Source organism: Labrenzia sp. 5N (assembly GCF_012395805.1).
GTDB classification, from domain to species: Bacteria; Pseudomonadota; Alphaproteobacteria; order Rhizobiales; family Stappiaceae; genus Roseibium; species Roseibium algicola.
Genome location: NZ_JAAZTM010000014.1, coordinates 164,033 through 178,498, shown reverse-complemented (window position 1 = coordinate 178,498; position 14,466 = coordinate 164,033). Strand labels below are relative to the sequence as shown.

Below are 14,466 nucleotides of genomic sequence, written 5' to 3'. Positions count from 1 at the left end.
GAGACTAGATGGTCTGGTCACTCGCCTTCGATCCCCTCGTTCCGCTCTGGGCCCTTGTGGCAGGCGGCGTTATCGCTGTTCTTCTAACCGCCTTTTCCGGCTTTCTGAATTTGCGTGGCTGGTTGCTGCGCACCCTGACAATGGCCTTGCTGTTGCTGGCGCTGGCCAACCCCGCTGTAGAGCGGGAAGACAGGGAACCGCTCTCAAGCGTAGTTGCTCTTGTCGTCGACAAGAGCCAGAGCCAACGCCTCTCCGATCGCCAGTCGACAACCGATGAGGCCGTGGAAGAACTGACCCGCCGCATCAGTGCCCTTGATGGTTTTGACCTGCGCGTTCTGGAAGCGCGAAACTCCGGTTCAGGTGATGGCACCGAGGCTTTCCAGACCCTGGCAAACGGCCTTGCAGACGTTCCGCCGGATCGGGTTGGTGGTGCGATCATCGTGACTGACGGGCAGATCCACGACATCCCCGGCAACGCAGGCGCCCTGGGGTTCGACGCCCCGGTTCATGGCCTTATCACCGGTACGGTTGATGAACGGGACCGGCGCATCGTACTCGACAAGGCCCCACGGTTCGGCCTGGTTGATTCAGAGCAGATCGTCAGCCTGACAGTCGTCGACCAGGGCCGTGGCACGGGACCTGGCGACCAGGTGCGCCTGACCGTCAAACGCGATGGCGATGTCGTCACCGAACGCACGGCCCGGACAGGCGAGAAGATCGACATTCCGGTTGAGATCGCCCATGGCGGCAACAATATCTTCGAATTCGACGCCGAGCCGCTGACCGACGAACTCACGACGCTCAACAACCGGGCCGTTGTGACCATCGACGGCATCCGCGAGAATCTGCGTGTGTTGCTTGTTTCCGGGTCACCTCATGCCGGTGAACGCACCTGGCGCAACCTTCTGAAGTCCGATGCCTCGGTGGATCTGGTTCACTTCACCATCTTGCGCCCGCCGGAAAAACAGGACGGAACGCCGATCAACCAGCTTTCGCTGATCGCTTTCCCAACCCGGGAACTCTTCTCGGTGAAGATTGACGAATTCGACCTGATCATCTTCGACCGCTACGTGCGCCGCGGCGTTCTGCCGATGCTGTATTTCGATAACATCGCCCGCTATGTGCGCGACGGCGGTGCGATGCTGCTGGCCGGTGGTCCCGATTACGCCGAAGGTGGCAGCCTATACCGCACGCCACTGGCGCCGATCCTTCCGGCCCGTCCGACCGGCACCATACTTGAACAACCCTACCACGCGTCCCTCGCCGACCTCGGCAAGCGCCACCCGGTCACCCGTGGGCTGCCCGGATCCGAACAGGACCCGCCCGCATGGAGCCGCTGGTTCCGCGTCGTCGACACCGAGCTCGACGCCGGCCAGACGCTGATGTCCGGACCGAGCGACACGCCGCTCTTGGTTCTCAACCGCGAAGGCGAAGGCCGAGTGGCCATGCTGCTGTCCGATCACGTCTGGCTCTGGGCACGTGGTTATGAAGGCGGTGGTCCGCATGTTCCGCTGCTGCGCCGTCTGGCCCACTGGCTGATGAAGGAACCGGATCTGGAAGAAGAAGCGCTGAATGTATCCATGCGCGGACCGGAGCTGGTCATCGAACGCCAGACCCTTGGCGAGACCGTCGGGGAAGTCACGGTCGTCTCGCCGACAGGCGACCGGTCGCAGATCGTTCTGACCGAACAGGAACCGGGCCTGTGGCGTGGCGGCATGCCTGCCGGTGAAACCGGGTTGTTCTCGGTCACCGAAGGCGACATGAGCGCGCTGATCCACGTTGGGCCCCAGAACCCGCGTGAATATACCGACGTTCTGTCCACCACCGAGCCATTGGCCCCGCTCAGCGAAGCGACGGGTGGAGCGTCTGAGCGCTTGCGGGATGTCGGCGGAGACCTGACCGTCCCACGCATTGTTTCAATGCGTCCGTCAGCGAGCTACGCCGGCAATGGCTGGCTGGGGCTGAAGGCCACTGAGGCGAGCGTCCTCAACGGCATCGACCGCTATCCGCTGATGATCGGACTGCTTGGTCTTGCCCTCTTGCTGGGTGCCCTGTCCCTGACCTGGTATCGCGAAGGACGGTAGCTTTCGTGCGACCGCCCTTGTGGCGGTCGGCAATCCGCTTGAGCTAAGTACGAACCGATCTGTTGTGTTTGGGGCCCATCCTTCGAGACGGCCTGAAGGCCTCCTCAGGATGAGGAAGAGAATATTGATAGGCCGGTAGCTTCCCCTCAACCTCATCCTGAGGAAGGCCGAAGGCCTGTCTCGAAGGATGGGCCACACCCACAGTTAACCCGCCCCGCGTCACGCAGAAACAACCTCAGGAAGCGACCGCAGCAGAGGCTCCGCCGTGCACCATTCCGCTCGGAATGTCGCCGTCATTCAACAGCGCGACGAGGAGCCGCGCCGGGTCGACGGGCCCGGGCAGCGTAATGCGTCCGAACGGAACCTGCTGAAAGCCGAAGGGGCTGTAGTAAGGCGCATCACCAACCAGCAGCACGACCTTGTCTCCGGCCGCAGCCGCCGCTTCCATCGCCGTACGCATAAGCGCCTTGCCGAGACCCCGGTTCTTGAAGTCGGGAGATACGGTCAACGGACCGAGCAGCAGGGCATCGGTGTCGCCAATCCTGATCGGTGTCAGTCTGATTGACCCCGCCACCTGCTCACCCGCAAGGCCGACGAAAGAGACATCCGGACGGTGCGGCACGCCTTCGCGGATCCGGAAAGCTGTTCGCGCGAACCGGCCTGGGCCGAAAGCTTCGGCCTGCAGATCGTCAATTGCGGAGGTGTCGGTCGCGTCTTCGGGCCGGATGACCCATGTGGTCTGTTTCATTTGGCTGGTTCCAGCAAGCATGCAGTCTTTGGAGAAATGCGCGCCTGCCAGTGCCTGGATAAAACGTAAGGAAGATCCAGGATCAGGTCAGCCGCGACGGTGCGGACGAGAGTTATCTCGTCGGCTGGTTCGTCGTCGAAGCGTAAGACCTGCGGTCATCTATCCCAGTCTCGTTGCGATATCAGCATGTTCGAAAGCCGATATTTCCAGAAAGAGGAGAAGCGGTTACCACGCAATGGCTGCTTCGGTCCAGCCTTTTTTGTCCCTTCTCACCAGTCCGCTGATTGTTCACCGAGCCGGAACAGAGCATTCAATTGATTGATTTTCCGCCTGTGTGCACAACCTAACCAGACGAAGCACAACAAGGGAGCGCATCATGGGACTGCTGGTCGACGGCGTCTGGAAAGACAAATGGTACGACACGAAATCCACCGGTGGACGCTTCGTCCGCAAGGACGCGGCATTTCGGAACTGGATCACGGCGGACGGGACTGCCGGCCCCACGGGCAACGGCGGCTTCAAGGCTGAAGCGGATCGCTATCATCTGTTCGTTTCCTATGCCTGCCCCTGGGCGCATCGCACGCTGGTATTCCGAAAGCTCAAGAAACTGGAAGACCTGATTTCCGTCTCCGCCGTACAGCCGCTCATGCTGGAGAACGGCTGGGAGTTTCCGGAGATAGATCCGCTGACCGGCGCGAAATACGCCTGGCACGTCTACACCAAGGCCGACCCGCACTACAGCGGCCGTGCGACCGTGCCGATCCTCTGGGACAAGCACCAGAACACGATCGTGAGCAACGAGTCCTCCGAGATCATCCGGATGTTCAACTCGGCGTTCAACGACCTGACCGGCTCACACCTTGATTTCTATCCGACTGCCTTGCGCACCGAAATCGACAGTATCAACGAGCGCGTCTATCACGCCGTCAACAACGGTGTTTACAAGTCCGGTTTCGCGACCACACAGGAAGCCTATGAAGAAGCCGTCACGGAACTGTTCAAGGCACTGGACGAGCTGGAAGACCGCCTGTCCCGTCAGCGCTATCTGGTCGGAGACCAGCTGACGGAAGCCGACTGGCGACTGTTCACGACGCTGGTGCGCTTCGACGCGGTCTATGTCGGGCATTTCAAATGCAATATCCGCAGGATCGACGACTATCCGAACCTGTCGAACTACCTGCGGGAGCTTTATCAGGTCCCGGGTGTTGCAGACACGGTCGACATGACAACGATCAAGCAGCACTACTACGGTTCACATGAGAGTGTGAATCCGACGAGGATCGTCCCTGTCGGGCCTGCGCTGGATTTCACCCGCCCTCACGACCGCGAGCGTTTCAAGGCTGCTGCCTGATCATGTAGGAAACTTCCAGGTGAGCCGGTTACGGCTTACCTCGGAAGACGACATGACCGACCTGATGGTGGCAGGCCTCACCACTTGCCGCTTTCCGGTTCGCGGCCGGAGCGAAACTCGTCAAGCCGCCGGGCCGTGGACCGCGTAAGCCCCTCCGGCAAAGCCTCCAGTTCAAAGAATGCCGCTTCCTCGATTTCCGCATTGGGCTTAAGGAAGGTGTCCGCCTGTCTCCACTCGGGCATGTGATAAAGCCCGACATGATCCCGGCCTGTCGCTTCTTGGTTCAGGAAGATATTGAGAAGCTGCGGGCGGCTTACCGAGACGACACCTGCTTCTTCCAGAACCTCCCGGCAGGCAGCCTCTTCCATCGTCTCGCCCTTGTCCACGCCCCCACCCGGCAGGTACCAGCCCGTGACATAACTGTGCCGCACCAGAAGGACCCGGCTGTGCTGGTCTTCAACGATCACGCGCACCCCAAGCGTGAACGGGTTTCGGACAAGTCCAATTCCCTGGATCAGGCGCGTGGTCACCGACGTCGGCAAGACTGATAATATCTTCAACATTTTCAGGACGTTACCGGATCCAGAGGGGAAATAAAACTTTTTTAACCCATGCAATCCCCGCAGGGCTGACCCGTGAGAATAACGCTCCTCCTTTGTGCACCGCATGCATATATATCGGGCAAGTTGATGAATTCGAGGGCAGCCCTTCTGACCGCCCGAACCTGAAGGAAAAATAAAATGTTGAACGCTCTGTTTGGAAAACGCCGCCGCAACCGCAACAATTACCAGTGGAAGCCGGCTATCGACCTGACCAACCCGCGCATCGTCGCAACCCTGACCACTTTCCCGACCAACTAAGGTCGGTCGAAGGAACCTGTACGGAGAAGACCCATGTTCGGATTCGTGAATGTTGTTGGCGCGACGCTGCGCGAAACCACGCGCTCCGCAGACAATAACACCGAGAAAGCGCCGAAAGCCGCAAAGGCAGTCAAACCGGTCAAGTAACCGGTTTCCCGGCAGTTCCTGAACTCACTTGAAAGCGCCGCGTCATTTCCCCTTGACGCGGCGCTTTTCGTTTTGAAGATGCGCGACCATGTCCACATTCACGCTCGCTCATCTTTCCGACCCTCATCTCGGCCCGCTTCCGGACCCCAAGCTGCTGCAGCTCTTTTCCAAGCGGATCCTTGGTTACCTCAACTGGCGCCGCAACCGGTCGAGGATCATGGGCGGCAGTTATCTCGAACAACTCGTCGATGACATGCAGGCGCAGGCGCCCGACCATATTGCAGTCACCGGCGATCTGGTGAATATCGCGCTGCCCCTGGAAATTTCCGGTGCGCGGACCTGGCTTGAAGATATCGGCCCGCCGGAGGATGTCTCCGTCGTTCCGGGCAACCACGACGCCTATGTGCCTGGAGCCGTGCGCAGGGCCCGCGCGGCATGGTGGCCGTACATGCGCGGCGATGGCGCAGGCAATGTGCCGTCAAACGGCACCAACTCGGAAGCAACCTTTCCCTATGTTCGCAAGCGGGACGGCATCGCCCTTGTCGGCGTGACGACCGGTCGTGCCAGCGGCCCCTGGTTCGCAACGGGCCGTGTCGGCAGCAAGCAGAGCAAGCGTCTGCGGGCAATTCTGGACGACCTTGGCCGGGACGGTTTCTTCCGCGTGGTGATGCTGCATCACCCGCCATTCCCCCATGCCACCCGTTGGCACAAGCGCCTGTCGGACGCCTCCAGGGTGCGCGCCGTCGTCAAGAGAGCCGGTGCCGAGCTGATCCTGCACGGCCACACCCATGTCGACAGTTTCGAGCATATCGAGGGACCGGACGGGCTTGTCCCGGTGGTTGGGGTGCCATCTGCCACAAGCGCGCCTGGCGGCAAGAAACCGGCGGCGCGCTACAACCTGTTCCGGATCGAAAAGACAAACGAGGGCTGGTCCTGCCAAATGGAAGAGCATGGCTTTGCCGCGCCAGACGAGCCGGTGAAACTGCTCACGGAACGAGAAGTCGCCATTCCGGGTGGCAGGCCCTGAGGCCCTTCCTGCAGGCCTGACGAGTTGCCCAGAAAGACACTCACAGGCTTGCGGTAACCAGGACCGAGACTGGAGAGTGCTGGACGTCTTTCACAAAAGACGCCTTAGAGCGGATTGGCGAACCAGGCAAAGACAATGAGGCCGATGACGCCCGCCGCAAGACCGATCCCGAAGGCACCTGCGACCGCCATCCAGGGTGTACGGCTTTCCTTGACGCGCACGACCTTGCTGTCGAGTGCGACCTGCCGCAGCCGGTTGTTGAGCCAGTCGCCTTCCAGCGCCTTTTCCCGCTCCAGCACGCGTTCGGCAATATATTCGGTCAGGCAGTCTGCCATGTCGTCGATGTTGGCCGTTTCCAGAATGACCACCCGGCCGAGGCGCGTGTCCTTCAGGAACCGATAGGTGCGCCTGTCACCGCCTACGGCCACGTGGCTGGTCGCATCGATCCAGAGCCGTGGCGTGGAACCGGAGATGATCTGAAGGGAAAACTGGTCGTCGTCTTCCGGGATTTCCCTGAAAACATCCTTGAGTTCGTCTGCAAGCATGTCCAGCCGGGCACGCTCGGTCTCCTGGAGCTCAACAACCACGTCCGAACGTTCGACTTCGCCAAGCTGAACCTTCCGGATCGCATCGCGCAAGGACCGCATGCGCGTATGTGGGACAACGTTATCCTGCATTTCAGACATGGGGTACACGTGACTCCGTTGTACTGCCGTTGGTGAATCAAGTCTTAACTGACTCTATCCCGAGTGAAACAGCCGCATGGCCTCCACCTGCGAGCTATCCACTGGCAATGATCCAAACATGGTTAACGGAGATTAAGGTATTTTTGACAGTCACGCCAGTAACGCGCGACTGGCCTGAAGCCTGTTCATGGGTTATGCAAAAAACATATTGCGATTGCGGAGTTTCGCTCATGAACGTGGACGGCAAGAAATATCGCACGATCTGGCTGGCGGAAGATGGCGGCTCGGTCGAGATCATCGATCAGACAAGATTTCCGCACACGTTCGAGACCATCCGACTGCATACAATGGAAGACGCCGCCCATGCGATCCGGTTCATGCAGGTGCGCGGCGCGCCTCTGATTGGTGCAACAGCCGCCTACGGTGTCGCGCTGGCCATGCGGACTGACGCTTCAGACGACAATCTCCATGCTGCCTGCTCGTCCCTGCTGGAAACCCGGCCGACAGCGGTCAACCTGCAATGGGCCCTCGACAAGGCGCGTCGGACACTGGTCCGGCTGGCACCTGAAATCCGCGAGGAAGCTGCCTTCAAGCTGGCCAATGACATCTGCGACGAGGACATCGCCATCAACATGGCCATCGGCATGCACGGGATGGAGCTGATTGCCGCGATCTCGCGGCTGAAACGCGCCGGTGAGCCGGTCAACATCCTCACCCATTGCAATGCCGGCTGGCTGGCCACCGTCGACTGGGGCACTGCGACAGCGCCGATCTACATGTCCCATGACGGCGGCATTCCCGTTCATGTCTGGGTCGATGAAACCCGACCGCGCAATCAAGGGGCTTTCCTGACCGCCTGGGAGCTCGGTCAGCATGGTGTCCCGCACACCGTGATTGTCGACAATGCCGGCGGACACCTGATGCAGCATGGCGAAGTTGATATCGTGATCACCGGAACGGACCGCACCACGGCCACCGGTGATGTCTGTAACAAGATCGGTACTTATCTGAAGGCACTGGCAGCAAAGGACAACAGTGTGCCCTTCTACGTCGCGCTGCCGTCACCGACCATCGACTTTTCCCTGTCGGACGGTATCCGGCAGATCCCGATCGAGGAACGCGGCGGCGAAGAAGTCAGCCGCATCACCGGCCGCACCAGCGCCGGCGAGATCGAGACGGTGGACATCGTTGCGGACGGATCTCCTGTCGGAAATCCGGCCTTCGACGTCACCCCTGCCCGTCTCGTGACCGGCCTCATCACCGAGCGCGGCGTGCTGGAGGCAAACCGCAAGGCCATTGCAGATGCCTTTCCGGAGCGGGTTCGGGCAAGTGCCTAGACGGGTGCGCTTGCGAGCGGGCAGCCCCATTCCTTCGAGATCGCGCTGAAGCGCGTCCTCACTCGATCACAGGCACATGCGGGGCGCGCTTGCGCCCGAGAAGTCCTTGCAGACGCGGGTCTTCGGCAACTTCGATAGCGCGCTTGTAGGGTTTGAAACCGCAGGCCTGGTAAAAGATCAGCGCCTGCGGGCTGTCGCCGGTGCAGGTGTGCACCCAGAGCCGTTTCGTTTCCGGGCGTGACCAGACGATGTCCAGCGCCTGGGCCATCAGCCAGCGGCCAAGTCCGCCACCGATCGCGCCGGGGACCAGACCGAAATAGGAAAGTTCAGGCTCTTCCGAGTTGGCAAAATCCAGCTCCAGCGTACCGACCGGCTTGCCATCGATGATCGGCAGGTAGTTCTCGCGGGCAGGCTCGGCGAGCAACTGCTCCAGCGTCTTGTCGTCATGAACCAGCCGGCCAAACCAGATCCAGTCTTCACCGACCTCCCGGAAAAGCTTGCGATAGCTGTCGAGATCCGGCGTCTGCCACCGCTGCAATGTCACGTCGCTGCGTGATGGCGCAATAGGCTGTTCAGGTGCCTGAAGCATTTCCAGGAACGTGACCACGAAGGCAACCTTGCCCTCCGGAATATCCGTGTAGCCATCGAGGTTAAGCGCTTGCGTCGACATGAAAACTCCAGAATCTCGCGTGTTTTTCCGGGCTTAACAGCTGGAACGTTTGTCGCCAAGCCGCCCTGTGCTTATTGCGCTGATTTAAGGGCTTGTTAACCATCTTCGCACACAGTCTGTTCAGATCTCCAGGAAGGAGCTGCCATGGCAAAGGTCGGAAACTACGTCCAGCGGGACTACCACAAAACTTTCAGCACGAAGCGGCAGTCAACCTGGTCTGACTACAACAAGGCCTGGAACGGGCGCCGTCAGGCGTCGTCGCAGAAAATGCAGCAGCTTCGGAACCTGGCATCCACCTTCGCGACCATCAATACGCAGGCAGCTCAGACGAACACCCTGTTTGTCATGCAGAACCAAGGCCGACTGGGTGGTTATGCGAACCAGACCGCCGCGATGGCCCGCATCAATGTGCTCGTCTAAAAATCCTGGATGAACCGCCGGGCAAACGCCTGGGCCGATGATATTTTCTCAAGAAAAATTACGTAGCGTTTTCCGGAGAAACGCGCGTTAAGAGCTTGTTCATTCCTTCGGGAGCTATGCTGTTTCAGTCTTTTGAAAAGGCAAACGCATGGCCAAGGTCAGCAACTACTTCCAACGAGATTATTCCAAACGTTTCAGCTCCAATCGCAAGGTGTCCCTGGCCGACTACAACAAGGCCTGGACAAAGCGGCGTCAGTCAGCCGCAAAGCGTATCGACCAGCTGAATAACCTCGCTTACGTGATGCAATCGATCAACACGCAGGCCTCCCAGGCCAATTCGCTGTTTGTCCTGCAAAACCAGGGCCGGCTGGGCACATACGCCAGTCAGACCGCCGCCATGGCCAGGATTAACGTGGTCGTCTAGCACACCGGGCATGACATCAGCGGGTGCTCAACAGAGCCTTGTTGAACGCGCTGATGATTGCCCCGCCTCAGATCGAACCGATTGTCTTGAGCTTGATCCGCGGGTGCACTTCCGCCTGGCTCATGATCGTCGTATGGGCGCGGAAACGCTCGACGATGGAGCGAACGAACGGCCTGGTCTGCGGGGATGTCAGCAACACGGGAACCTCGCCCTGCTGCGCAGCCTGCTCAAACGCATCGCGGACCCTGCCGACGAATTCCTGCAGCTTGCTGGGTTGCATCGCAAGCTGGCGGTCGTCCCCCTCGCCGATGATGGATTCCAGGAAAGCCTGCTCCCATTGCGGCGACAGCGCGATCAGCGGCAGATAGCCACCGGGCGCCAGATTGGCGGCGCAGATCTGCCTGCCAAGACGGGTGCGCACGTGCTCGGCAATGGTGTCCGTATTGCGGGTCATGCCGGTTGCTTCGGACACGCCTTCCAGAATGGTTCCGAGATCGCGAACCGAAATCCGCTCGCCCAGGAGGGTTTGCAGCACGCGCTGGACACCGGACACGGTGATCTGCGACGGGATAAGGTCCTCAACCAGCTTGGCCTGCTCGCCCTTCAGCTCCTTGAGCAGCTTCTGCACGTCGCCATAGGTCAGCAGTTCGCTGATGTTGGCCTTGATCGTCTCGGTCAGATGCGTGGACAGAACGGTTGCCGGATCCACCACGGTGTAGCCGCGCAGGGAAGCATCCTCGCGGTACTGGGCCTCCACCCAGGTTGCCGGCAAGCCGAACGTCGGTTCCGTGGTGTGCGTGCCCGGCAGCTTGACCTGCCCACCTGCCGGATCCATGACCATGAAGTGGTTCGGGTAAAGCACGCCGCGGCCGGCTTCGACTTCCTTCACCTTGATGACGTAATCGTTCGCGCCAAGCTGAATGTTGTCGAGGATGCGCACCGGCGGCATGATCACGCCCATGTCGCCCGCGATCTGGCGGCGCAATGCCTTGATCTGCTCGGTCAGAACATCGTTGTCGCCCGTTGCCTTGCCGTTGATCAGCGGCAACAGGGCATAGCCGAGCTCGATCCGCAGTTCGTCCATCTTCAGGGCGTCGGTAATCGGCGGTTCTGGCGGCGGCTTAGGCGCGTCTTCCACGGCCTTGACCATCTCGGCCTTTGCCGCGGCCTTCTTCTTCTTCGACCCGACGGAAAAGGCCAGGTAACCGGCAAGACCTGCAAGACCGAAGAACGGGACCATGGGCATGCCCGGAAGCAGCGCCAGGATCACCATAACCGCGGCCGACATGCCGAGCGCCTTCGGATAGCCGGTGAACTGGCTGGTCAGCGCCTTGTCGGCAGCGCCATGCACACCTGCCTTGGAAACAAGAAGGCCGGCCGCCGTGGAAACGATCAGTGCCGGGATCTGGGAGACAAGGCCATCGCCGATGGTCAGCAGCGTGTAGTTGTTGGCGGCCTCGGTAAAGGTCAGCTCCATCTGTGCAACACCGATGAAGATGCCGCCGAGAATGTTGATGAAGGTGATCAGAAGGCCGGCAATGGCGTCGCCGCGCACGAATTTGGACGCACCGTCCATGGCCCCGAAGAAGGCGCTTTCGTCTTCGAGCGCCTTGCGGCGAGACTTGGCTTCGGCTTCGTCGATGAGGCCTGCGGACAGATCCGCATCGATCGCCATCTGCTTGCCCGGCATGGCGTCCAGGGTAAAGCGTGCCGCGACTTCCGCGATACGGCCGGAACCCTTGGTGATGACGACAAAGTTCACGATCACCAGGATTGCGAAGACGATGATCCCGATGACGAAGTTCCCGCCCATGACGAGATTGCCGAAGGACTGGATGACGTTGCCCGCTGCCGCAGTGCCTTCATGCCCGTTTGCCAGGATAAGCCGGGTGGAGGAGATATTGAGACCCAGCCGCAGCATGGTCGCAATCAGCAGAACCGTCGGGAAGGACGAGAATTCCAGCGGCCGCTGGATGAACAGGCCCGTCATGAGGATCATGACGGAAAAGATGATCGAGACCGCCAGGAACGTATCCAGCATCATCGGCGGCATCGGCAGGATCAGGAGCGTCAGGATGACGAGAATGCCGGTCGCCAGACCGACGTCACCCCGGCGCAGGGTATCTACAATCTCCTGAAGGACGGGGAAACCTGCAAGACCGGTGGCCGCGGCGGGCGCAGCCGTCTGCTGCTCCGCTGCGGGGCCTTCCGGTCTGCGCTGTTCGCCTGCTGCCGTGTCCGACATGTGTGGTCTGATTTCCTGTAACCGCCGCCCGGGTCAATCAACGGGCGTGGCCTTCGTTATGGTTCCTGCCGGTGCGTTCAGGCCCGGGCTTCGCCCGGTCCCGGAACGCTTATTCCTTCATCGGTATATTGATTCAGCTTGTTGCGCAGCGTCCGGATTGAAATACCCAGAATTTTTGCAGCATGTGTCCGGTTGCCCAGGCAATGATCCAGCGTGTCGAGAATGAGATCACGCTCGACATCGGCAACCGTGCGTCCGACGAAGGATCGCGTCACGGCTTCTGCCGTCTGTGCCGCCCGCTCCGCAGCGCCCTTGGAGACGCTCAGCGGCGTGCCGTCCGGCATGCGGATCGCCTCGACGCCGATTTCACCACCCGAGGCCAGCAGCACCGCGCGGTGCATGGTGTTTTCCAGTTCGCGCACGTTACCCGGCCACGGATTGGACATCAGCGCCTGACGAGCTTCGACGGACAATGGCCGAACCGGCACACCGTTGGCTTCCGAGTAGTGCTTGATGAAGAACAGGGCGAGTTCCATGATGTCCGCCGGCCGCTCGCGAAGAGCCGGCAGCTTCAGGTTCACCACATTGAGGCGGAACAGAAGATCTTCGCGGAAATGGCCCTGACGCACGCTTTCGGCAAGATCCCGGTTGGACGTTGCCAGAATGCGGATGTTGACCGGAACCGGGCGCGTGCCGCCGACGCGGTCGATCACACGCTCCTGAATGGCGCGCAGGAGCTTGGCCTGCAGGCGAACGTCCATTTCCGAAATTTCATCAAGCAGCAGCGTGCCGCCATCGGCTTCCTCGAACTTGCCGATCCGACGGGCAACGGCGCCGGTGAAGGCGCCCTTCTCGTGGCCGAAGAGTTCGGATTCCAGAAGATGTTCGGGAATGGCCGCGCAGTTGATCGAGATAAACGGCTTCGAGGCCCGGTTCGAGCATTTGTGCACATGGCGGGCAATGACTTCCTTACCCGTGCCGGATTCACCGGTGATCAGCACCGAAGCGTCAGATGGCGCGACCTGTTCGGCAAGCTTGACCACCGATGCCATGGCATCGTCCCGGTAGATCAGGTCGCCGCGTTCCTGGGCAACAGCCGCCAGAACGGCTGCGATCAGCTCCGGATCGGGCGGCAGCGGGATATATTCCTTCGCGCCTGCCCGAATGGCAGACACCGCTGCCTGTGCATCCGTTTCCACGCCGCAGGCCACCACCGGCACATGCACGCGTTCGTTCTGGAGTTTCTGGATCAGCCCGGCAATGTCGAGATGAACCTCGACCATCAGGAGGTCCGCTCCGCGCCCGGACCGAAGCACCCTAAGGGCACCTTCGATATCGTCCGCATGGGTGACCTGGGCCCCGCCCTGCATCGCGATCTTGGAAGCCGTCGTCAGCTGACCGCCGAGCGTTCCGACAATTAACAGCCGCATCCGTTACTTTCCCTATCGATCCGTCTTGATGATTTCAGTCATGGTCACGCCGAGCTTGTCTTCCACCAGGACGACTTCGCCGCGGGCGACCAGCCGGTCGTTCACATAGATATCGATGGCTTCCCCCACCTTCCGGTCGAGTTCCAGAACCGTTCCGGATGCCAGTTTCAACAGGTCCGAGACATGCATTCTGGAATGCCCCAGAACGGCGGAAATGCGCACAGGAACATCGAACACGGCCTCAAGGTCAGCCGCGGATTGCGGTACATGCATTTCGCCATCGTCGAGCCGGCGCTGCGGCGCCTCGAGCTCGTCGAGCGGGATATTGTGATCTTGCTCGTCGCTCATGCCTCAGTTTCCTTTTCCGCCGACGTGTCGGAGGTTTTGCCGCGTCTTTCCGCGCTGCGCCCTCGCAGGTAGGAACGAATGCTGGCATCGATTTCGGCTTCGATCGCCTTGCGGTCGCGTCTGATGCCGCCGTCGGCCCACTCGATATGGCAATCGCCGCGGCCGATTTCCGGCTCGCCGAGGATGACCAGCCGCCCTTCGAAGCCCTTTTCGTGAATGATCGGATCCACCTGGGCCTTCAGCGCCTCGACATCCTTCTCGGCGATGCGGATGACGAGATGCGGCGCCTTGCGCAGCGGTCCCAGGCATTCTGACACCAAAGCCACCGTCTCGGCCAGCGGCTGACGTGCGATCAAATGGGCACACAGACGCCTGGCCACAAGAAAAGCGAGACTGATGGCATCTTTCTCACGTTCCGCCACCTGCCCGTCCAGGGTCTCCAGCACCCGCGAAACCGCCCCGGCCAGATGATTGACTTCCGCCGTCAGCAAGGTCTCCTGCTTGGTCTGCAGGTCCTGAAGCGCCTTCACCCGGCCTTCCTCGAAGGCCTGAGCCCTTGCCTTCTTGAGCAATTCCTCATGCTGGGCGACCGGAATCATCGGTATCTCCGGCTCGACGGGAGCGACCTCTTCCGGCTCTTCAGGCTCGGAAAAGTCGACGTTGAACAGAAATTTCGATGGGTTGGTCAT

The 14,466-nt window shown here is 60.6% G+C and carries 14 protein-coding genes; 6 read left to right on the top strand and 8 right to left on the bottom strand.

Annotated features, from left to right (window positions below):
• The first annotated feature begins 8 nt into the window (after window positions 1–8).
• Window positions 9–2,084: a hypothetical protein gene (locus HEP89_RS14370; RefSeq protein ID WP_168692333.1), complete on the top strand. Its 2,076-nt coding sequence runs from the start codon at window positions 9–11 to the stop codon at window positions 2,082–2,084.
• 235 nt (window positions 2,085–2,319) lie between these two features.
• On the opposite strand, the gene HEP89_RS14365 is transcribed toward HEP89_RS14370, so the two are convergent.
• Window positions 2,320–2,832: an N-acetyltransferase gene (locus HEP89_RS14365; RefSeq protein ID WP_062487590.1), complete on the bottom strand. Its 513-nt coding sequence runs from the start codon at window positions 2,830–2,832 to the stop codon at window positions 2,320–2,322.
• A gap of 376 nt (window positions 2,833–3,208) precedes the next feature.
• On the opposite strand from HEP89_RS14365, the gene HEP89_RS14360 reads away from it, so the two are divergent.
• The gene (locus tag HEP89_RS14360; protein WP_077292098.1) at window positions 3,209–4,183 is read left to right on the top strand and encodes a glutathione S-transferase family protein; all 975 of its coding nucleotides are present in this window, start codon (window positions 3,209–3,211) and stop codon (window positions 4,181–4,183) included.
• 77 nt (window positions 4,184–4,260) lie between these two features.
• Here the strand turns inward: HEP89_RS14360 and HEP89_RS14355 are convergent, their stop codons facing one another.
• Complete coding sequence (locus tag HEP89_RS14355; protein ID WP_168692332.1) at window positions 4,261–4,746, bottom strand: NUDIX domain-containing protein; 486 nt, start codon at window positions 4,744–4,746, stop codon at window positions 4,261–4,263.
• A 532-nt stretch (window positions 4,747–5,278) separates the two neighbouring features.
• Here HEP89_RS14355 and HEP89_RS14350 point away from each other — a divergent pair.
• Entirely contained in the window at window positions 5,279–6,217 is a 939-nt protein-coding gene (locus tag HEP89_RS14350; protein WP_152505753.1) for a metallophosphoesterase, read from the top strand.
• Window positions 6,218–6,321: 104 nt separating this feature from the next.
• Here HEP89_RS14350 and HEP89_RS14345 read toward each other — a convergent pair whose 3' ends face one another.
• Complete coding sequence (locus tag HEP89_RS14345; protein WP_023014621.1) at window positions 6,322–6,903, bottom strand: hypothetical protein; 582 nt, start codon at window positions 6,901–6,903, stop codon at window positions 6,322–6,324.
• 230 nt (window positions 6,904–7,133) lie between these two features.
• Between HEP89_RS14345 and mtnA the strand changes: the two genes are divergently transcribed.
• Entirely contained in the window at window positions 7,134–8,240 is a 1,107-nt protein-coding gene (gene mtnA, locus HEP89_RS14340; protein WP_075284768.1) for an S-methyl-5-thioribose-1-phosphate isomerase, read from the top strand.
• A 58-nt stretch (window positions 8,241–8,298) separates the two neighbouring features.
• Here mtnA and HEP89_RS14335 read toward each other — a convergent pair whose 3' ends face one another.
• Window positions 8,299–8,910 (bottom strand): GNAT family N-acetyltransferase, encoded by a 612-nt coding sequence (locus tag HEP89_RS14335; protein ID WP_168692331.1) that lies wholly within the window; start codon window positions 8,908–8,910, stop codon window positions 8,299–8,301.
• A gap of 144 nt (window positions 8,911–9,054) precedes the next feature.
• Between HEP89_RS14335 and HEP89_RS14330 the strand changes: the two genes are divergently transcribed.
• Together HEP89_RS14330 and HEP89_RS14325 are read left to right on the top strand one after the other, a co-directional pair.
• Window positions 9,055–9,330, top strand: coding sequence for a hypothetical protein (locus HEP89_RS14330; protein ID WP_062487580.1), 276 nt, complete (start codon window positions 9,055–9,057; stop codon window positions 9,328–9,330).
• A 148-nt stretch (window positions 9,331–9,478) separates the two neighbouring features.
• Window positions 9,479–9,754, top strand: a complete 276-nt coding sequence (locus HEP89_RS14325; protein ID WP_168692330.1) for a flagellar biosynthesis protein — start codon at window positions 9,479–9,481, stop codon at window positions 9,752–9,754.
• 67 nt (window positions 9,755–9,821) lie between these two features.
• Here the strand turns inward: HEP89_RS14325 and flhA are convergent, their stop codons facing one another.
• The 4 genes from flhA to HEP89_RS14305 form a co-directional block, all read right to left on the bottom strand.
• A complete protein-coding gene (flhA, locus tag HEP89_RS14320; protein WP_152509845.1) occupies window positions 9,822–11,999 on the bottom strand; it encodes a flagellar biosynthesis protein FlhA in 2,178 nt (725 codons plus the stop codon).
• 77 nt (window positions 12,000–12,076) lie between these two features.
• The gene (locus tag HEP89_RS14315; protein ID WP_055655957.1) at window positions 12,077–13,429 is read right to left on the bottom strand and encodes a sigma-54 dependent transcriptional regulator; all 1,353 of its coding nucleotides are present in this window, start codon (window positions 13,427–13,429) and stop codon (window positions 12,077–12,079) included.
• 12 nt (window positions 13,430–13,441) lie between these two features.
• Complete coding sequence (gene fliN / locus HEP89_RS14310; protein WP_022998153.1) at window positions 13,442–13,777, bottom strand: flagellar motor switch protein FliN; 336 nt, start codon at window positions 13,775–13,777, stop codon at window positions 13,442–13,444.
• Window positions 13,774–14,466 carry a FliH/SctL family protein gene (locus HEP89_RS14305; RefSeq protein ID WP_209014710.1) on the bottom strand — a complete coding sequence of 231 codons (693 nt, stop codon included), beginning with the start codon at window positions 14,464–14,466 and terminating at the stop codon, window positions 13,774–13,776. Before HEP89_RS14305 ends, fliN begins: the two co-directional genes overlap by 4 nt.